This is a genomic window from Paludisphaera borealis (genome assembly GCF_001956985.1).
In the GTDB taxonomy this organism is placed as follows: Bacteria; Planctomycetota; Planctomycetia; order Isosphaerales; family Isosphaeraceae; genus Paludisphaera; species Paludisphaera borealis.
Map to the genome: position 1 here is coordinate 3153023 of NZ_CP019082.1, position 20204 is coordinate 3173226.

Here is a 20204-nt window from a genome sequence, read left to right on the forward strand (position 1 = left end):
TCGCGGGCTTTTCCTTCGGGATTTCGCGAAATCGCGTATCCAACGAGGGGAATGGCCGCAGTACCTGATGGTCATCCTTTCGAGGCGGGCGGAGGAGTCGAGCGGCCATGACGCAGGTATCGGGCTCTCGGCAGGGCGATTACCATCAAGCGATCGAGCGGCTGTTCCACGAGGGCACGGTCTCCGGGCTCTCCGAGGTTCAGCTTCTGGAGCGGTTCGCCGCGCGGCGCGACGAGGCGGCCTTCGAGGCGCTCGTCGAGCGGCACGGGCCGATGGTTTTGGGGGTCTGCCGCCGATTCTTGCGCGATCCCAACGACGTCGACGACGCCTTCCAAGCCGTGTTCCTGGTCCTGGTCCGGAGGGCGGGCGACATCCGCCGAAAGGACCTGCTGGGCAACTGGCTTTACGGCGTCGCCTGCCGCGTGGCGGTCCGGGCGCGTTCCATGGCGGTCCGGCGACCGGCGACGACGATCTCGGAGACCGACGGCGACCAGATCGCCGTGGACCTCCGTCGCCCGACGAGTCGTGAGGCGGACGAGAGCCGAAGCTGGCTTCACGAGGAAGTCGAGCGGCTCCCCCGCCGCTACCGACAGCCGGTCGTCGCCTGCTACTTCGAGGGCCGCACCCACGAGGAAGCGGCGACGCTCCTCGGCTGCCCGCTGGGCACGGTCAAGGGCCGGCTCTCCCGCGCCCGTGACCTGCTCCGCAAGCGGCTGGAGCGTCGCGGCCTGGCGGTCCCGGCCGTCGCCCTGGCGGCGCAGCTCGCTTCGCCCGACCTCCGCGCGGCGGTCCCCGTTCCGCTCGCATCGGCAACCGTCCGCTCCGGCCTCGCCCTGGCGACTGGTTCGGCCGTGATGACCACCTCGGCGATTTCCCTCTCCGTCCGCACGCTTACCGAAGGAGTGCTCCACGCCATGGTCGTCACCCACATCAAGGCCGTCGCCCTACCTATGATCGTCGTCGCCGCCGGCGTTCTGGCGGCCGGCGCGAGCGTCGCCGCCCGTCAGAATGCCGACGGCAAGCCGGTGCCGAAGGCGGCCGTCGCCCAGACGGCACCTGGGGCCGAAAAGCCCACGGAGAAGGCCACCGAGACGGCCCCGGAGTCAGAGGCGCTCACGGTCGCCGACCGCGACTTTACACATCGGCTCGAAGCGCAGGGCCGCGCTTACAGAGGATTACAGGAACGACTCCAATCCGATCTGAGCGGGGTCAGGACCGACGCGGCCAAGGACAAGGCCCGAATCCTCTATCGCGCCCGCGTAGAGGCTATGATCCGGAACATCGAGAAGGAAGAGCCTGCCTCGAAGGCCGGTCGCGATCTGAAAACGGCGTTCCTGGGGTTCTTGAACAAGGGGCTTGATACGAAGGTCGCCGAACGTGACCCGAATCGAGGCTTCGGCGCTCCTCCGGTATTCCCTGGTTTCCAAGAGATTGGCCAGAGCTACATTGTCTCGTTGAATAAGCTGCTCGGGGACCTGGCGGCTCTGCGAGCTCCCGACGAGCAGGCGATGGCGCGAGACCTCCACCGGGAGAGACTGGCCGCCCTGGCGGAGTCCACCAGCGAGCCGGGATCTCCGCAGCGGGATCTCTATCGCGCGTATCTCGCCTTCCGCCAGCAGGTCGACGACAACCCGCAAACCTTGCAATTCGTCGCCTCAGAACGGCCTCCAACCGCAACGAAGAAGGCGAAGGCCGAGCCTCCGAAATCCGCCGCCCCGGCGAACACACAGCAGGCTGAGCAGGCCCCGGCCCCGAAGGTCGCCCAAGGCGGCGGCTTCGGGGGGGGCGGCATCGGCGGCCCGACGCCCGAAGAAATCCGCCAGGAGGTCGCCGGCCTGTCCGCCACGCTGGCCAAGTTCGACGAGAACCCGAAGAACAAGGCCATGCTTGAGGCCCTTGATCAGCCGATCACCCTGCGAACGACCGAAAAATCGACCCTTGGCGACGTGCTCAAGCAAATCAAAAACTCCGCACGCGTCGCCGACGGCAAGAAGCTCCCCGTCTACGTCGATCCGATTGGAATCGAGGAAGCCGGCGCGAGCCTCTCCTCGCCGGTCGCGATCGACCTGGAAGACGTGCCGCTCCGGTTCTCGCTCCGGCTCACGCTCAAGCAGCTCGGCCTGGCGTACTGCGTCCGCGACGGCGTGCTCATCATCAGTTCCCTCGAAGGCGTCCAGCAGGAATTGAAGGAAGCCGAGAGCGAGCTGATGAGCCTGCATCCCGATAAGGTCCTTTACGGACCGAACGGGCGACGATGGTACACCGACGGCATGGGAGTCATGGGCGGCATGGGCGGCGGAATGCGCTAAAGGCTGTCCTCGAAATTCACCACGGAGGAGTCGGAGAATACGGAGGGGGAACGACTCAATGGATCGACCTTCCCGAATCCTTCTGCATTCCTCTCCACTTCCGCTCCGTATCCTCCGTGGTGAATACCTGATTTTCTTCGCCCCCACGTTTCGACTCCACACTTCGAGCTGGACGTTGTTCGTGAGCAGCCCCTAAGCCCGTGCCTGTCGCCGCCGGCATCCGGATTCCTCGCTCCGTTCCTCCACGCTCGCCGAGGCGGATCTCGGTACTGTCCTCGATGCTCGGTCGCTCCGTAAACTGAACGGGACGGCCACGGGCGCGGCCGCTTTTTTGGGAAATTCGAGAAATCGCGTATCCCAGGCCGGCGACGACCGCAGTACAGGGCGGTCATCAACGAGGCGGACGGAGGAGTCGAGTCGCCATGACGCAGGTAGCGGGTTCGCGACAGGGCGATTACCACCAGGCGATCGAACGGCTGTTCAACGAAGGCTCGGTCTCCGGGCTCTCCGAAGTTCAGCTCCTGGAGCGGTTCGCCGCGCGCCACGACGAGGCGGCCTTCGCGGCGCTCGTCGAGCGGCACGGGCCGATGGTCCTGGGGGTCTGCCGCCGGTTCTTGCACGATCCCAACGACGTCGACGACGCGTTCCAGGCGGTGTTCCTCGTGCTCGTCCGCAAGGCGGGGGGACTTCGTCAGAAGGATTTGCTGGGCAACTGGCTCTATGGCGTCGCCTGCCGCGTGGCGGTCCGGGCGCGCTCGACGGTCGCTCAACGGCGGGCGAAAGCCGGGCCGACGGGCGATGCGGAGCGGCTGGCGGTCGATCGTCGTCGGCCGCTGGACGAGGAGCCGTGGGAGACGCTCAGCCGCGACGAGGGGCGAAGCTGGCTTCACGAGGAAGTCGAGCGGCTCCCCCGCCGCTACCGACAGCCGGTCGTCGCCTGCTACTTCGAGGGCCGCACCCACGAGGAAGCGGCGACCCTCCTCAACTGCCCGCTGGGGACGGTCAAGGGTCGGCTCTCCCGCGCCCGCGACCTGCTCCGCAAGCGGCTGGAACGTCGCGGCCTGGCGGTCCCGGCCGTCGCCCTCACGGCGCAGCTCGCTTCGCCCGACCTCCCTGCGTCGGTCCCCGTCCCTCTCGCTTCGGCAACCGTCCGCTCGGGCCTCGCCCTGGCGACGGCGGGCACCTCGCTGATGACCACCTCGGCGATTTCCACATCCGTCCGCGCCCTTACCCAAGGAGTGCTCCACGCCATGGTCGTCACCCACGTCAAGGCCGTCGCCCTACCCATGACCCTCGTCGCCGCCGGCGTCCTCGCCGCCGGCGCGGGCGTCGTCGCCCGTCAAAACCCCGACGGCCAGCCGGAAGCCAAGCAAGCGGCGCCCGCTCAGCCAGAAGCGGCGAAATCGAAGGCAACAGTCAAACCGAGCGACCCGACGGCCACAGCCTCCCAACCGGCAAGCAAGTTCTCCGCAACTTTCCAATTCCTCTCGAGTATCGAGGGAATGCACGGGCGCTCGACGGAACTTTTCCATCATGACCTTGCGAACGCCAAGACCGACGCCGACCGGATCAGCGCCCACCTAAGACATCGCGTGCGCGTCGCGACACTCATCGACGTGATTTATGGTGAGGAGCATAAGGACGAGGCTTCGCTGAACCTCAAGTCCATTTTCGTCAAGCAATTGAGAAAGGATCACGGGCTTTCGGAGGAGGAAGCCCCAATCGAAAAGGAGGCCGCGAAGAAGGCCCTGGCGGAGATGGCGGGCACCGTGGGGACTGGCGTGGAGAGGCCTTCGGACAAGCCGGAGTCGACCGTCGCGAAAGCAGCCGCGACGATGGCCCCGGCGCCAATGGTGGGCGCCGGCGGAGGTGGGTTAGGGGTCGGCGACGACGGCGGAGGCGGGTTTGGGGGAGGAGGCGGCGCGACCGACGAGCCGTCGGCCGAGTCATACCGCCTCCAGATCGCCCGCGTCTCCGCGGCGCTGTCCACGCTCGATAAGAGCCCGATGAACCAGGCCGTGCTCAAGGCGCTCGAAAACCCGATCACGCTGCGGTCGACCGAGAAGACGACGCTCGGACAGATGCTCAAGCAGATCAAGGACTCGGTGAAGACCGCCGACGGCAAGAAGATCCCGATCTACGTCGACCCGGTCGCGCTTGAGGAGGAGGAGAAGACGCTCGAAGTCCCGGTCGTCATCGACCTGGAAGACGTGCCGCTCAAGTTCTCGCTCCGGCTCATGCTCAAACAGCTCGGCCTGGCGTACTGCATTCGCGACGGCGTGCTCATCATCAGCTCGCTCGAAGGCGTCCAGCAGGAATTGATGGAAGCCCAGAGCGAACAGATGGGCCTGAACCCCAAAGCGTTCCCGATGATGGGCGGCGGCATGGGAGGCATGGGAGGCGGTTCCGGCGGTATGGGAGGAGGCATGGGCGGCGGCCAGGGGATGATGTGACCGCCGCCCGATTTTTCAGGCCACGGCGGCATCCGGCGCGCGGACGCCGTCGTGGTAGGTTGCGGCGAGCGGCTGTTTGCGGAGCCGCCGCCGGCGCTCGCCTCGGAACAGTTGGAGCGTGCGGCGGACGTCGCGGAGGGCCTTCTTGGCGGCCTGGTATTTCGGGTCGAGCCGCAGGGCGGCCTCGAAGCAATCGGCGGCCTCGTCGTGGCGTTCCAGGGCGCGGAGGACCAGGCCGAGGTTAAGGAACGCCTCGTCGCGACAGCCTTCCTTGCAGAGCGTCGCAGCGCGGTGAGCGGCCTCGGCCTCGTGCAAGCGGCCCGCCTTCGCGAGCACGCCGCCGAGGTAGATGTGGGCGCTCGCCTCGTCGGGAACGGCGTCGATCGCCTTGCGATACCAGGCCGCCGCCGCCCGGAAATCGCCGCGCGACTTGTACATGTGGCCCATCTCGGCGAGCGGAATCCAGAGCTTGTCAGGAGGGCAAAGCGCGATCGCCCGGCGCAACGCCTCTTCCCCTTCCCGGTGCTGGGCCAACTCGACGAGGGCCGAGCCGAGCATCTTCCAGGCGGGGCCGCATTCGGGATTCTCGGCGACGAACTCCCGCGCCCGGGCGACCGTCAAGGCCGGCAGGTCCGCCTTGTACGCAGCCCGGAGACGATCCCACCGCGCCTGTACCAACGTATTCGGATTCATCGTCAAAAGCTCCTGGTGCCGTAACGTCGTTGCGTATCGTTACCGTCTCTCACATAAAGACGATCCGCACCAGGGCCTTCGAAGTTGCAGGAAAATCAAAAAACCGCAAGGATTTCGCCGATACAAACCACCATGCGCCGTCGGGACACCCGGCCTCATGAAAATTGGACATCGCGTCGGCCGGCTCCGTGTACAAGCCCGAAGCGCCAGCGAGTGAATTTCCGGTCGACCGTTCGATCCGATTCACTCGATGGCGCACGTGTTCGGCGCGATTTCCGTGATCCCGGGACGCGGGACCGGATCGGCCTCCGATTTGGAGTGCGGGAACTTGCTCCCGCGCCTGATACTCATGCGGCGGCAAGCCGCCGCACTCCACATCGGCATGGGACCGGCCTCACGGTCAATCGTCCGAGTCCATCGGCTCGTCCAGGTCCATCGGCTCGTCCGACTCTTTCTGATCGGAGCGGCGGGTGGCGGGAAGGTCGATGAGGAACGTGGCGCCCTGGCCCATCTGCGAGGTGACCGAGATCGACCCGCCGTGTTCGCGGATGATCTTCTGTGAGACGGGGAGTCCCAGGCCGGTGCCGCGCGAGCCCTTGGTGGAGCAGAAGATCTGGAAGATGCCGGGGACGTCGGCCTCGTCGATGCCGGGGCCGTTGTCCTTGACCCGAATCCGGACGGTGGGCGCGTCGGCCGTCCACTCGGTGGACACCACGACGCAGGCGTCGGAGGCGCCTTCGGAGGCGTCGATCGCGTTGGTGACGATGTTCAAGACCGCGCGGTGAACGCCGTCGGGATCGATCAGGATTTTCGGGATCGACGCGCAGGGAGTCCATTCGAGACGGACGCCCAGCTCGTCGGCGCGGGACTGCATCAACTCGATCACGTCGGCCACGGTCTCGTTCAGGTCGGCGGCCTCAAGGGCGGGCTCGCGGTCCTTGGAGAACGAGAGCATGTCCATGACGAGGTTGTAGATCTTGGTCTGGTTCTTCTCGACGATCGTCCAGCCCCGTCGGACGATGGCTTCGTCCTTCTCGTTGAGCCCCAGGTCGATGAGGTAGCTGCCCCCCCGGATGCCCTGGAGGATGTTCTTGATGTGGTGCGAGAGCGTCGCGATCGTCTGCCCGACCGCCGCGAGCCGCTCGGCATGGATCTTGTCGTTGTAGAACGTGGTGTTCTCGATCGCCAGCCCCGCCTGGTGGCCGATGGCGACCATCAGCGTGAGCTGATCCTGGGAGAACTTGCCCCGCCGCCCCCCCTTGCCCGACGCGGCGAGGGCGAGGCCGCCGTCGGACTGGATGTCGGCGTAGAGAACGCCGAGCGTGGTGTGCCGGCCCTGGACCGGAACGCAGATGGCCTCTCGAATCCGATAGTCGACGATTGACTGCGCGGGGCTGAACCGCTTGTCGCCCGGGGCGTCGGTCGTGATGACCCCCTGCCCTTGTTCGAGCACGTAGTCGATGATCGTCCGCGAGATCGTCATCCTCTCGTCAGAGTCTTCAGGGAGCCGCCAGCGGACCGCCTTGGGAACGAGGTCGTCGCCCCCTTCCTTGAGCAGGATCGCGCCCCGATCGGCGCCGATCGACTCGAAGACCAGTTCGAGCACCTGGGGAAGCAGCGAGTCGATGTCGAGGATGTGGCTGACGGCCTGGGTCGCCCGGTACATGACCGACAGGTTCGTCAGCCGGTCGCGGAGCCAGCCGGCCGCGCCGTCGGGCTGCTGCAAGACCCGCGAACCCTCGTCGGAGGGAATGCTGCGGAGGATCGCCGAACGGTCCTCGGGGCTGCTCTTGCTCAAGAGGTCGACGCGGGCCGTGAGGTCGCGCTTCGCGCCCAGGGCGCCCTCATTGTAAAGCATCACCGTCTGGCCGAGCTGGAGCCGGTCGCCGGTGTGGAGGGGGGCTTGGTCGACGAGGTGGCCGTTGACGAACGTGCCGTTCGCCGAACCGAGGTCGACGATCCGGTACAGTTCGTCCTCGAGGCGGATCTCGGCATGCCGGCGCGAGACTTCGGTGTCGTGGAGCCGGATCGCGTTCGAGTTGTCGCGGCCCAGGGGTACGGGGCTCGTCTTGAACTCGAACCGCTTACCCTGATCGGCCCCTTGAATCACGAACAAGGAGGCCACGGGGTTCAATCTCCTCGGCGCGTACGTGGAACATCCCGGAAAGCATCCATCTCCATCTCGACCCAACCTACCCCATGCCGGGGCCGTCGTCAACCGCCGGCGCGGGTGGGCGGCCCGGCTTAAATCTGGGGAGTGAACAGGATGATGTCGACGCGCCGCGAGGGAAGCGGCTCGGAGCCGTCCTCGGCCAGCCGGGGAGAATGACCGCCGAAGCCGACCGCCGCCACCTTGCGCTTCTTGAACCAGCCGGCCGAATTGATCCCGTGATGATCGACCAGATACTTGCTGACAGCCTCGGCCTGCTCCTGCGTGAGCGCCTCGGCCATGTCGGCGTCGACCTCGGGGTCGGTGAACGCCGCGATGACCACCTCCGAGCGCGTCTGGCTGGTCTTCTTGAACCACCGCGCGACCTCGTCGAGCCGGGTCTTGCCCGTCGGCGTCAGCAACGCCCGGCCGGACTCGAAAAGCTCCTCCGCCCGGAGCGTCCGGCAGATGCGCTGCGAGCCGGGGTGATAAAGGACGTGATCCCGTTCGAGATAGGCGCGGGCGTCGAAGTACCGCGACAGCGGCCACGTCTGTTTGAGGGCCATGAGGTTGTCTTCCATCGCCGCCACGGTCTTGTCGCCGCGCTTCGTGAGCGCCACGAGGTTGTCGTAGACCGAGTCGTCGTGGATCAGCCTGCCCAGGCTCCCCTTGCCGCCGCGAACCTGGCCGGCGATGGCCGCAACCTGTTCAAGCCCCTCTTGCGCCGCCTTGGCCGTCCGGTCGATCTCCCGGAGCGAGGCGCCCGCCTGGTGGATCAGGTCGGCAAGGTCGACCGGTGGTTCCGACCGGATCAGCCCCCCCTCGGCGACTGGCGAGGCGTCGGCCTCGCCCGGCTTGAGGTCGACCACGCGCGCGCCAATCATCCCCTCGGCGATGATCCGGGCCGTCGTATCGGCGCGGACCAGATGATGAAGCCGCTCATCGACGCGAAGTACCAGCTCGACCGGCTCGCCCGGCTTGCCCGGCGGCACGACGCTCTCAACCACCCCGGCGTCGACCCCCTGATACCGCACCCGGTGCCCGGCCTCGACCCCGCTGACGGTCGGGAACTGGGCCCGGACGTGGAACGTCGGCTGAACCTGCCACCGCCGGTTCGCCACCTGGAACAGCCCGAACGCCCCGAGCGCCAGCACCAACGCCGCGAAACCGGCGTTCGCCAGCACCCGCCACCGTCCCATTGCACGCATCATCCGAGTTCGCCTCCCGGAACCAGTCCGGTCAGGACGCCCTGGTCGCGACGCCGCCGCACGTTCATCCTCATCATTCTCTTCGCCGCAGAATACCGCAAGTTGAGTCGGAGTCGAGAGAAACCGCCGTAGACTCAGAACGCTCCTTCGCTCAGTCTGGCCGTCGCCCATTGGATGAGAGGGACGAGGACGACGTTGGCGGCGAAGACGGCGAGCACGGCGTAGACGACGCCTCGGGTCGCGGCGCGGCCGACAGCTTCGGCCGAGCGTTCGGAATGCAGGCCGATCCAGCAGCCGACGACGCCGACGAGCAGGCCGAAGACGGCTGTCTTGAGCGTGGCGGGGATCACGTCGGACAGCCTCAAGAAGACAAGCGACTGCCGCCAGAACAGTTGCGGTGAGAGCCGGCCAGCGACGCTCTCGGCGGCCAACGCGCCCGCCAGGGCCGAGGCGTCCACCAGGACCGTGAGCAGCGGGACGGCCAGAGTGCAGGCGACGGCCCGGGGCGCGACAAGACTCGAAACGGGGTCGGCGCCGAGGACTTCGCGGGCGTCGATCTCCTCGTTCAGGCTCATCGAGCCTAGCTCGGCGGCGAGCCCCGCGCCCATCCGCGCCGCGACTAGCACGCCGGCCATCAGCGGACCGAGTTCGACGACCACCGCGACCGCCAGGAAGCTCGGCAAGGCCGCCTCGGCACCATTCGCCGCCAGCAGTCGGTGGGTCTGAAACCAGGTCGCCAGGCCGACGCTCATCCCTGCGCCCAGCACGATCGGCAGACTCTTCACCGCCACCTGCTCGAACTGCCAGACGATCTCGGTGAACCGGCCGACCAGCGCGGCGGGAATCGCCGTCAGCGTCCGGATCGCGAACCCTAGGAAGCGGCCGACGTCTTCAAGCCGGCCGGCGATGGTTCCCAGCATGTGGAGCGCGCCTTTACGCCGTGTTCCCGGATACTCACAATACAGAACAGACTGCTCGAACCCACGTTCTCGTTCAGGATGATCGGCCGAGATCCGGAAAGGCCACCAGCGAAGATGACGGAAATTCTGGCCCCGCGAGAGAATTCCGAGCCGTGGGACGTGTTCGTCCTGGCGACGTGCGCCCGACTCGGCCCGTTCAGCCAGGTCCACCTGGCGCCGAAGCTGACCAGCGCCTCGCTCGGCGTGGCGGTCCACGCCAACCTGCCGTTGGAGCCCGGCGAGCTTCTGGTCGCGGCCGTCGACAACGTCCTGGACGGGCTCTCCTGCCCGATCCTCCTGACCACCCGCCGGGTGTTCTGGTTCTCGGTGACGGACCCGAAGGCAGACGGCGACCGGCGCAAGGCGATCCATTGCGAAGGGATCGACTACCGCCAGATGGGCTCGCCGATCGAGGCGCGGTCGACGGCCGGCGGCACCGGACTGGTCGTGGCCGATGGTCGGACGATCGCCTTGCCGGACGGCCAGCCCGCGCTGGCGGCGGCCATGGCGGACGCGATCCAGACCCTCTCCGTCGCGGCCCGGACCGGGGTCGCCCCGTCGATCGAGAAGCTCGACCCCGAACTGGCGAGGCGGATCGCCGGAGTGCTGCCCAAGGTCGTCGAAGCCAACAGCCGGCTGCGGATCTACGGCGGCGACTTGCAGACGTTCCGGCGCGATTTGATGACCGCGACGCCCAAGGCGTTCGTCACGCCGACGCTGATCGCCTCGTGCGTGGCCGTCTTCGTGGCGATGGTCGCCAGCGGAATCAGCCCGATGACGCCGACTTCGGGCGAGCTTCTCAAATGGGGGGCGAACGACGCCGCGCCCGTCGTCCTGGGCCACGAGTACTGGCGGCTGGCGGCGAGCGTGTTCCTGCACGGCGGCTTGCTCCACCTGGCGGTCAATATGTGGTGCCTGGCGAACATCGGCCCGCTCGTCGAGCGGCTTTACGGGAACCTTGGCTACGCGGTCGTCTACCTCGCTTCGGGCGTCGGCGGGGCGATCGCGAGCATGGCGACGCCCCCGAGCCGCGCCAGCGTGGGGGCGTCGGGAGCGATCTTCGGCGTCATCGGGGCGCTCCTGGCTTTCCTCCTGCTTCGGCGACGGTCGGTCCCCAGCTCGGTGCTCGCTCCTTTGCGTTCGAGCGCCGTGAGCTTCGTCGTCTTCAACACCCTGTTCGGGGCGGTGGTCCCCATGATCGATCAGTCGGCGCACATGGGCGGACTGGCGGCCGGCTTCCTCGTGGGACTGATCCTCTCGCCCTCGTGGCCGTCGAAACCGTCGCTCGGCAGGACCGCGCGAACGGCGGCCCTGGCCGTCGTGGCGGCCCTGGTGCTTTCGGGTGTCGGGGCGGCGGCCGTGCACTGGCGATCGCAGACGCTCAGCCCGTACGACAAGGTGAAGGACTACGGGCAGCGGATGGACCCCGCGAATCAGAAGTTCCTCGAATCGGCCAAGGACTTCCCCAAAATCGCCCAACTCCTCGCCCGGATCGACGAGCCGTCGGCACGTTCGGAACTCCTCCAGTTGACCGAGTCGCTCTCGGCGCTCGGCAAGACCAACCTGGCGACGATCTCACGGGTCCGGTCGACGGCCCCGGAGCTGGAAACGGCCGCGCGACTCCTCGAATCGGCCCAGAAAGAGCAGATCGCGGCGATGGACGCGGCCGAGCAGTTCGAGAAGACGAGGGACCGAGCCTGGCTCGAAGGCCCCGACGGCTTCATCGCCCGGGCGGGCGCGTCGGTCCAACACGAGCGGGAATGCCGGGCCGTGGAGCTGAAATTCCTCCGCGATAATGACCTTCTGGATGAGTCGGGCGATCCCGGACCCTGACGGCGTCGGATCAAAGGCGCAGGCGGATTGCCCGCATCCAGTCCATCGTGATACGATCATGCGAGCCGGGGGTTCACCCCGGGAAAAGCCTTGGAACACTTCGTGTGATACAGCTTCTGACGGGGCCGGTCCGAGCCGGCGTCCGTCACGACCGGCGTTTTTGCGCGCGGCGCGCGACGCGGTCGCCTCGTCCCATCAGCAGGAGCGACATCGGTGCGATTCCTCTCTTCGCGGGGTTTCTTGGGATTCCCGCTCGTCGCGGTCGCGGCGGTCGGACTCTCGATCATGGCGGCGCCCTGCCGCGCGGATCTCGATGAATACGTCAAAAAGGCCGACCCGGCCTTCGCCTGGAAGCAGACCGAGCGTCAGGAAACGCCCATGGGCGTGGTGACGGGCCTGGAGCTGACCTCGCAGGTCTGGCAGGAGATCACCTGGAAGCACAGCCTGCGGATCTACGAATCGAAGAATGTCACCTACGACGACGCCGTCCTCCTGTTCATCACCGGGGGAAGCACCGGGAACAAGCCCGGCGCCGACATGGAGATGTTCGCCTTCACGCTGGCCAAGCTCAGCGGCGCCCGGGTCGCGCTCTTGAGCCAAGTGCCGAACCAGCCGTTGCTCGGCGACAAGAAGGAAGACAGCCTGATCGCCGAGACCTTCGTCCGCTACCTGGATTCGAAGGACGAGAACTGGCCGCTGCTGTTCCCGATGGTCAAAAGCGCCGTCAAGGCCATGGACGCCGTCCAGGCGTGGGCGAAGGAAGGGGGCAAGTTCGACGTCAAGCGGTTCGTCGTCGCCGGCGCGTCGAAGCGCGGCTGGACGACCTGGCTCACCGGAGCGGTCGACGACCGCGTGATCGCCATCGCGCCGATGGTCATCGTCATGCTCAACATGGGTCCGCAAGGGCCCAACCAGCTCGACGTCTGGGGCGCCTACAGCGAGCAGATCGACGACTACGTCCAGCGAGGGTTGATGGAGCAAGCCCAGACCGGGCCCGGCACGAAGCTCTGGGAGATGGTCGATCCCTACACCTTCCGCGAGCGGCTGGCCAAGCCCAAGATGCTGATCAACGGCGCCAACGACCCCTACTGGACGCTGAACGCCCTCGACCTCTATTGGGACGGCCTGGTCGGGCCGAAGTACCTTGTCGAGCTGCCCAACGCGGGCCACGGCCTCGAATCCAACCGCGAATGGGCCATCAACGGCCTCTCGGTTTTCTTCCGTGCCAACGTCACCGGCCGGAAGCTTCCCCGGCTTGACTGGAAGCTCGAATCCTCCCCGAAAGGCGAGTACACCCTCAAGATCAACGCCGACCCCGCGCCCAAGTCGGCCCGACTCTGGACCGCGGAGGCCGAGAAGCGGGACTTCCGGGGATCGAAGTGGACGTCGACCTCGCTCGCGCCCGGCCCGATCGTCTCCACGGTCGTCGCCGCGCCGGAGATGGGCAACAAGGCCGTCTTCGCCGATCTGGAATACGAGATCGACGGCATCCCGTATCGACTGACCACCTCGTTCTTCGAGCCGGGCGCTCCCGCGGCCAAGACCAGCAAGCCCAAGAAAAAGGTGCTCGAACCCGTCGGCGCGGGCGCGTCGCGCTGAGACGGCGCACTCCCCCGCTCGCCTGCCATGGCTCAGGCGCGGGCCGACTCCGGCCCGCGCTTCTTCGCCATCACGTCCAGAACCGTCGGCCCGGGCTTGCCCCACCTTCGGAAGAAGTAGCCGTGGCACGAAACCGCCTGCTCGCGGTACGGCCGGTATCGCAGCAGGATCGTGTGCGCCCGGGCGAGGTTGTAGTGCGGCATCAGCCCGAAGACGTGGTGCGTCAGGTGGTAGTCCTGTCCGTACGGGAAGACGCAGAAGTTGAAGATCGGGTTGCAGTGGAAGTTGCGCGAGTGCGTGAACTCCCCTTCATCCGTCGCGTTGCTGTGATGCGCGATCTCGCGAAGCTGCATCAAGAACGGATAAACCGTCACCAGCGGGACGACCCAGAACAGGAAGAAGATCGGCCACGAGCCCGTCAGGTGCACGAAGCTGAGCATCGGCAGCCAGTACGCCCCGCGCAGGCAGCGGCCGACGCGGAACCGATACACCCCCTTCGGCTCGCGTAGGCCGGCCGTCACGTTGGCGTTCTTGGCCTGTCCGTAGAGGTATCGCAGCAGCGAGGGCAGCCAGGCCGACAGCGCCACGTAGCGATACCAGAACCGCGATTTGGGCATCGGGAACGGATACCGGTCGCCGTCGAAATGCAGCCGGGCCGCGTCCGGGTCGCGAACGGGGTCGTTGAGGAACTGGTGGTGCCCCAGGTGCGTGACCCGAAACCGCTGGGTCATCGCCATCAACGGGAACATGCAGAAGACGTCCGACGCCAGCTCGTTGGCCAGCCGGTTGCGAAACAAGGCGTAGTGCGACCCTTCGTGCCCAAGCCCCGACAGTCGGTGCTGAAACACCGCCACCACCACGATTCCCACCACCGCCAGGCCCGCAAAGGCCGAGGTCGACAGCGCGCCTCCGGTCCACGCCCCGTAGAGCCAGAAACAGCCCGCGAGCGACCCGACCAGGCCGACGTACTCGGCCGCCAGATACGCGATGTTCGTGGAGTTGTCGGCCCGGAGCAATGGAACCAGCGCGCTATGCACTTGCTCCCAGCTCTCGTCCTGACCGCCCGCCGTCGCCGCCTCTACGATGCTCGCCATGAATGCACCGCCCGCCGCTGGTCATCAGCAAGTTAACCCAACCCGTCCGCCAGGCACAACCAAAAGCCCTTCATTTTTTGCAGCCACCTCATCTTAACATCTAATCAGGTAGAATAGAGGGCGATTCTTGAGGGTCGACCGATGGGGTCTTTCCGGATGATCGGGTCTGGCGTGGGGGCCAAGGAAACGATGAAGGTGGTATACCAGGAAAAGGCTTTCCTGCGTGGGACGTCGGTCCCTTCGCTGACGGAAGAGATGCGGTCCGCTCGGCCGGCGACCCCAGCCGACCTGGACGGCTGGCGCGACTCCTTGCGAAACGACATGAGCCGGGAGCTGGACGACCCGCGGTGGCCTCGGGCCTTGATCGGGGTGGGGTCGGTCCATCTGGTCGCCTTCATCGTTTGCCAGGTCCTTTCGGAACCCGTCTCGCGGAAGGATCTGCGCTATCTGGCGATCTGGTTCGTCGAGCTGGTCGGCGTCTTCGTGGCGATGCGGCTGCTGGCGGGACGGCATTGGATCCGGCGGTCGGCGGCGGTGAACCTGGCGGCCAAGCTCTGGACGACGTTCCTGATCCTGTCGTTCAACGTCGTGGCCCTGAACTCGCTGATCGGCATCGAGCTCCCCTGGTTCAAACCCGTCTGGGGGACGCTGAGCACCTTCTTCCTCGCTTCGCTCGCCTGGCTGTTCTCCCCGTTGTTCTTCATCCCCGCCGTCCAGATGTGGGCGACCGGCCTGCTGATGGCCGTTCTGCCCGACTACGCCTATCTGACCTATGGCGTCTCCTGGTGGATCGCCCTCTTGGGCGTCGCCGTCGCGATCCGGCGGAAGCACCCCCAGGCGGCCTGACCCCGGCTTAGTTCCCCGTCGAGAGTGGATCGCAATGGCTCGCGGAGCTGTTGAGGGGAAAACGGCTCCTGGTCTCTCCCCTATGATTTTACCCAGACTCCCTAGGCTACGTCCAAGATTAAGAATGCCCCCTTTCCCCTTCCGCCATTTCCGAGTGATAGCACGAGTGAGCGGGGAGCGCGAGTCTCTTGTCCGAAGAAGCTCGAGTTCAATTTCGGTCTTCGAGATGACGAATAGCGTTTTCTTGCGCAGGCGAACTATCAAATCGGTCGCTTTGACCACCGTAAGATTGCCGATCCGGGATATTGCGTCTTTTGACGTTCAACAATTGGGGCATCGAGGCTAGACGGCCAAATGGAATCAAATAGTCCTTGCCGAATATTCTATCTTCCAGATGGTACGCGACATCGCTATTCCAAATTCTCCATCTGCCATTTGCCAGATACTGCCATTCGTTGTCCTGGATTTCCCGGAATTGCCGCTTGACGTTGCCGAGGTTAAGCCACTCCTCGAAAGCATCTGTGTCTCCGGTGGCGAAGCCCACTGATATCAGAGCAAACCGTTCGATCTCGCGTACGATTCTGATCGACAAATCCTTCAAATTTGGCTTTTCGCAATACAAGCAATAGAGCAAACACTTTGGCGTTTGGCAGCCACAAAACTGACACTTGGACTTCTTGGCCTTTGCATTTGGTGGCGTCCATTCCTGCTTCGTCCCGCAGGCGGGGCAGGTAAATGCCCCCGGCCCTCTGTCCATCGGAACTCGAAGTCGCTGATAGCACGATAGGCACTGCTGTATGGCTCGCGTCGACTTCATTACTGAATCCAGGCTTAAGGTTAAAGCGACACCCGGTGTCAGTTTATGTCAACACCTAGTGCAACACCCAATGTCAGTTCAGACGCCCAGTGTCAGGTCATGTTTCGGCCTTCCTAGGGAGACCCAGAGGCCGGCGTTCAAGGGGTCGCCGAGACACATGGCCACCGATTCTGCTCATGCGGGGTCGTAGAGAGGGAGACCTTCTTGCAGCGAGCGGCCGCCCTTGCATCGTCGGGCCGACTGAGCCGAACCCGTCAGTGCTGGCCGACAGGCCCAGGCGGGTGAGCTCAGCCTCGGCTCAGTTCCGCGTCGAGAGGGTTTCTCGATGGGTCGACGAGCCGTTCAAAGTAGGATGCGCGGCGGGGCTGACGCGTTCCGGCGACCACGATGGCAGGTCGCAGAGTCCGCCGCCGAAGAAGGTGTGGTGCCAGAGTTGGGTGGCGGCCACGCAGGTCAGGCTGAGGTCCATGATAATCCGCCGGGGCGTGAACCGCAGCCGGCCGGCGAGGGCCTGGCGTTCGCGGATGACACCGTCGGGATCGAAATAGCCGGTCTTCGCGAGCGACTCGCGGCTGAGGAGCTGGTCGACCCAGGCGGGCCGGCCCTTGTCGAAGAACGCCTCGGAACGGCTGGCGCGGAACATGGTCTTGGGACGGTTGGCGATCTTCTTGGGGAGCGTCCGCGCGGCGACCTGCCGCAAGATCCACTTGTCGGTCAGGCCCTTCAGCTTGTACTCGGGGGCGATCGACGCGCAGAAGGCGATCACGTCGTCGTCGAGCAGCGGATACCGCCCCTCGACCGACGAGTTCATCGCCACCCGGTCTCCCTTGCCGTGGAGCAACAGCCCCGCCAGCATCACCTTGTAGCCGACGTAGAGCGACTGGTTCAGCGGCGCCCAATGCTTGAACCGGTCGTGGTCGATCCCCAGGTCTTCATAGACCGAATACGAACCGAGGTGGTTCCACATGTCGCCCGAATAGACGAACGACCGCGCCTGAGCCATCAGATCGTAGACGTCTTGCTGGGCGGTCCGGAAGCCCTGGGTGGCGTATCGCGTCGGCAGGTGGGCGGGATTGCCGCGCATCGAGCCCACGACCATGTTGCGGATCGCCGAGGGAATCCCCGTGCCAAAGCGATTGATGAGCTTCTGGCGGATCTGCTGGGTCTTGAACCACGGGTAGCCGGCGAGGGCTTCGTCGGCCCCTTCGCCGGTCAGCGCGACCTTGTAGCCTTGCTGATGCACGGCCTTGGCCAGTTGCATCAGGCAGGCGGCCGACGAGTCCATCACCGGTCCCTCGGCCGCCCGGATCAGCTCGGGATAGGCGTTGATGATGTCGGTGCGGTCCATCGTCACCATCGTCAGCTTCGACCCGAGCGCCTCGGCCGACTCGGCGGCCTGCGACCGCTCGTCGGGCCCGGCGCGGTTCAGGCCGATCGTGAACGACGGCACCGCGTAGCCCCGCTCGCGCGAACTGAGCCCCAGGACGACAGTCGAGTCGAGCCCGCCGCTGATGTAGCTGACCACCGGCACGTCACCCCGCAGCCGACGCTCGACCGCCTGGCGCATCAGGTGCTCCAGCTCGTCGATCAACGGCGTCGGGTCGCTCAGCCGGCGCTCCTGGCCGGCGTCGGGGAAGTCGAGGTCCCAGTACTGCTTCATCGCGATCCGGCCGTCGCGGACGACCAGATACCGCCCCGGCGGGATGATCTTGATCCCCTCGAAGAACGTCCGCGACGTGCTGGCGCAGAACGTGTTGAAGAAAACGTCGATCCCCTTGCGGTCGGGCCGGGCGTCGATCATCCCCGAGGCCAGGATCGCCTTGATCTCCGACCCCCAGATCAGCCAGCCGTCGACCTCGGCGTAATAGAGCGGGCAGATGCCCACGCGGTCGCGGCCCAGGATCAGCGTCCGCTCTTTGCGGTCCCAGAGCGAGACCGCGAACTGCCCGCGCGTCTTGGCGAACATCCCCTGCCCCAGGTCCTCGTAAAGGTGGACCCAGAGTTCGGTGTCGCAGCGGGTCGAGAGCGTGTGGCCTCGCGCGATCAGCTCTTGCTGAAGCTCGGGGTACTCGAAAATCTCGCCGTTCTGCGCGACCCAGACCGTGCCGTCCTCGTTGGAGAGGGGTTGCCGCCCCCCCGCGAGGTCGACGATCGCCAGCCGGCGCGCGCCGAGGGCGACCCCCGGCTCGATGTGGACCTGCTCGTCCTCCGGCCCGCGATGCGCGATCGCGGCGGTCATCGCCAGGAGACGAGACGTCGGGAACTCGCGCCGACCCTGTAAGTCAAAAGCCCCTGCGATGCCGCACATGGTTGCAAGATCTCCCAGCCTCGGTGCCGTCGCTCCCTGCCGACGCGATCGACCGGGCGCGTCAGGGTTTGCCCCGCTCGCCCGACTTTCAACTATACCATGTTCCGCCCGGCTCGGCGGCCGACGGATGCCTCGGCCGAGGGTGCGAGTCCTCCAATCCGCCATTCCGATCGAGGAAATCGGGCCGATCGCTTCCTGGAAACCGCCCGGTTATCATGGCTGGGGTCCTACGGGCCTTCGTGGTGAGTGGCGGCGACCCCCAGGCGTCCCACGGCGGATTTCGCTCGAACACAGGAGACGACGGATGCACGACGAACGGACGGCGGCGGCGACCGAGACCGGAACCGGGACGGACTTTTCGAGGCGAGGCTTCGTGGTCACCTCGCTGGCGACGGGCTTCGCGCTCGCGGTCCAGCCGGTCTCCGCGCAGACCATCACGACCGACTCCGACGGCCTTGTCGCCGGCGAGGTCAAGATCCCCACGAAAGACGGCCAGATCCCGGCGTACCGGGCTCAGCCCAAGGGCGACGGACCGTTTCCGGTGGTGCTGGTCGTGCAGGAGATTTTCGGCGTCCACGAGCACATCAAGGACGTCTGCCGGCGGTTCGCCAAGCTCGGCGCCCTCGCGATCGCGCCCGAGCTGTACGCCCGCCAGGGGGACGTCTCCAAGCTGACAGACTTCGGCGCCATCCGCCCGATCGTAGCGAAGGTCCCGGACGCCCAGGTGATGTCGGACCTCGACGCAGCGGTGGACTTCGCCAAGGGGTCGAAGGGGGACGTCTCGAAGCTGGGGATCACCGGCTTCTGCTGGGGCGGCCGGATCGTCTGGCTGTACTCCGCCCACAACCCGGCGGTCAAGGCGGGCGTGGCCTGGTACGGCCGACTGGTCGGCGACCCCGACGAGTTGCACCCCAAGAGTCCCGTCGAGCTGGCCGACAAGCTGAACGCCCCGATCCTCGGGCTCTACGGCGGGGCCGACACCGGCATCCCGATCGAGTCGATTGAGAAGATGCGCGAGGCGATCAAGGCGGCGGCCAAGACGGCCGAGATTCACGTCTACCCCGACACCCCGCACGCCTTCTTCGCCGACTACCGGCCGAGCTACCGCAAGGAGCAGGCCGAGGACGGCTGGAAACGGCTCCAAGAGTGGTTCAAGAAGAACGGCGTTCTCTAATCCGACGCCTCGCTTCCCTACCTCCGACCGCAAGGGGCCACCGCGATGTTCTTCGGAACCGACCCGCTGTACTTGCTTCTGGTCATGCCGGCTCTGGCCCTTGCGGCCTGGGCCCAGGCCCGGATCGTCTCGGCTTACCGCGAGGGGTCGCGCGTCCAGGCGTCGTCGGGGGTCTCGGGGGCCGAGGCCGCAGCGGCGATCATGCGGTCGGGAGGCGTCCACAACGTGACGATCGAGCCGATCCAGGGGCAGCTCACCGACCATTACGACCCTTCCAAGAAGGTGCTCCGACTGTCGGTGAGCAACTACCAGGACCACTCGCTCGCCGCGCTCGGGGTCGCCGCCCACGAGGCGGGCCACGCGATCCAGGACGCCCACCACTACCCCTTGCTGGTCGTCCGCAACCTGATCGTCCCGCTGGCGGCGCTCGGCTCCAACGCTTCGTTCCTGTTCCTGACCGCCGGGCTCCTCCTCCAGTCGATGAAGCTCGTCTGGGCGGCGATCGCCCTCTTCTCGCTGGCCGTGCTGTTCCAGATCGTCAACCTGCCGGTCGAGTTCGACGCCAGCCGACGCGCCCGCGAGCAGCTTCAGGCCGACAACCTGATCACGGCCGACGAGGACGCCGTCGTAGGCAAGGTCCTCAACGCCGCCGCGATGACCTACGTCGCCGGGACCCTCACGGGCGTCCTTCAACTCGCCTACTTCGTGATCCGCTCCGGCGCGCTGCGGCGGGGCGGCGATCGCTCGGCCTGAGAACCAGGC

The 20204-nt window shown here is 66.3% G+C and carries 14 protein-coding genes; 7 read left to right on the top strand and 7 right to left on the bottom strand.

The genetic code is table 11. The annotated features are described in order from the left end of the window. Nucleotides 1–107 precede the first annotated feature (107 nt). Together BSF38_RS12180 and BSF38_RS31340 are read left to right on the top strand one after the other, a co-directional pair. Nucleotides 108–2309 carry an RNA polymerase sigma factor gene (locus BSF38_RS12180; RefSeq protein ID WP_076345947.1) on the top strand — a complete coding sequence of 734 codons (2202 nt, stop codon included), beginning with the start codon at nt 108–110 and terminating at the stop codon, nt 2307–2309. 422 nt (nt 2310–2731) lie between these two features. Beyond that, nucleotides 2732–4762, top strand: a complete 2031-nt coding sequence (locus tag BSF38_RS31340) for an RNA polymerase sigma factor (RefSeq protein WP_076345949.1) — start codon at nt 2732–2734, stop codon at nt 4760–4762. 15 nt (nt 4763–4777) lie between these two features. Here the strand turns inward: BSF38_RS31340 and BSF38_RS12190 are convergent, their stop codons facing one another. The 4 genes from BSF38_RS12190 to BSF38_RS12205 all read right to left on the bottom strand — a co-directional run bounded on the left by BSF38_RS12190 (nt 4778) and on the right by BSF38_RS12205 (nt 9732). Continuing rightward, a complete protein-coding gene (locus BSF38_RS12190) occupies nt 4778–5455 on the bottom strand; it encodes a tetratricopeptide repeat protein (RefSeq protein ID WP_145952091.1) in 678 nt (225 codons plus the stop codon). Between the two features lie 400 nt (nt 5456–5855). After that, nucleotides 5856–7580 carry an ATP-binding protein gene (locus BSF38_RS12195; protein ID WP_076350810.1) on the bottom strand — a complete coding sequence of 575 codons (1725 nt, stop codon included), beginning with the start codon at nt 7578–7580 and terminating at the stop codon, nt 5856–5858. Between the two features lie 119 nt (nt 7581–7699). Beyond that, entirely contained in the window at nt 7700–8815 is a 1116-nt protein-coding gene (locus BSF38_RS12200; protein WP_076345953.1) for an MlaD family protein, read from the bottom strand. Nucleotides 8816–8946: 131 nt separating this feature from the next. Then, complete coding sequence (locus BSF38_RS12205) at nt 8947–9732, bottom strand: MlaE family ABC transporter permease (protein WP_076345955.1); 786 nt, start codon at nt 9730–9732, stop codon at nt 8947–8949. Nucleotides 9733–9846: 114 nt separating this feature from the next. On the opposite strand from BSF38_RS12205, the gene BSF38_RS12210 reads away from it, so the two are divergent. Together BSF38_RS12210 and BSF38_RS12215 are read left to right on the top strand one after the other, a co-directional pair. After that, nucleotides 9847–11604, top strand: a complete 1758-nt coding sequence (locus tag BSF38_RS12210) for a rhomboid family intramembrane serine protease (protein WP_076345957.1) — start codon at nt 9847–9849, stop codon at nt 11602–11604. Nucleotides 11605–11817: 213 nt separating this feature from the next. Continuing rightward, nucleotides 11818–13203, top strand: coding sequence for a PhoPQ-activated pathogenicity-related family protein (locus BSF38_RS12215; protein WP_076345959.1), 1386 nt, complete (start codon nt 11818–11820; stop codon nt 13201–13203). 32 nt (nt 13204–13235) lie between these two features. On the opposite strand, the gene BSF38_RS12220 is transcribed toward BSF38_RS12215, so the two are convergent. Continuing rightward, nucleotides 13236–14297: a fatty acid desaturase family protein gene (locus tag BSF38_RS12220; RefSeq protein WP_076345961.1), complete on the bottom strand. Its 1062-nt coding sequence runs from the start codon at nt 14295–14297 to the stop codon at nt 13236–13238. Between the two features lie 195 nt (nt 14298–14492). Here BSF38_RS12220 and BSF38_RS12225 point away from each other — a divergent pair, with 195 nt between their 5' ends. After that, the gene (locus tag BSF38_RS12225) at nt 14493–15143 is read left to right on the top strand and encodes a hypothetical protein (RefSeq protein WP_210405715.1); all 651 of its coding nucleotides are present in this window, start codon (nt 14493–14495) and stop codon (nt 15141–15143) included. A gap of 208 nt (nt 15144–15351) precedes the next feature. Here BSF38_RS12225 and BSF38_RS30695 read toward each other — a convergent pair whose 3' ends face one another. Then, nucleotides 15352–15900: a hypothetical protein gene (locus BSF38_RS30695; protein WP_145952093.1), complete on the bottom strand. Its 549-nt coding sequence runs from the start codon at nt 15898–15900 to the stop codon at nt 15352–15354. Between the two features lie 358 nt (nt 15901–16258). Then, nucleotides 16259–18268 carry an asparagine synthase (glutamine-hydrolyzing) gene (gene asnB, locus BSF38_RS12230; protein WP_076345965.1) on the bottom strand — a complete coding sequence of 670 codons (2010 nt, stop codon included), beginning with the start codon at nt 18266–18268 and terminating at the stop codon, nt 16259–16261. A gap of 304 nt (nt 18269–18572) precedes the next feature. Between asnB and BSF38_RS12235 the strand changes: the two genes are divergently transcribed. Then, nucleotides 18573–19442 (top strand): dienelactone hydrolase family protein, encoded by an 870-nt coding sequence (locus tag BSF38_RS12235; protein ID WP_076345967.1) that lies wholly within the window; start codon nt 18573–18575, stop codon nt 19440–19442. Nucleotides 19443–19487: 45 nt separating this feature from the next. Further along, nucleotides 19488–20195 carry a zinc metallopeptidase gene (locus BSF38_RS12240; protein WP_076345969.1) on the top strand — a complete coding sequence of 236 codons (708 nt, stop codon included), beginning with the start codon at nt 19488–19490 and terminating at the stop codon, nt 20193–20195. Nucleotides 20196–20204 lie beyond the last annotated feature (9 nt).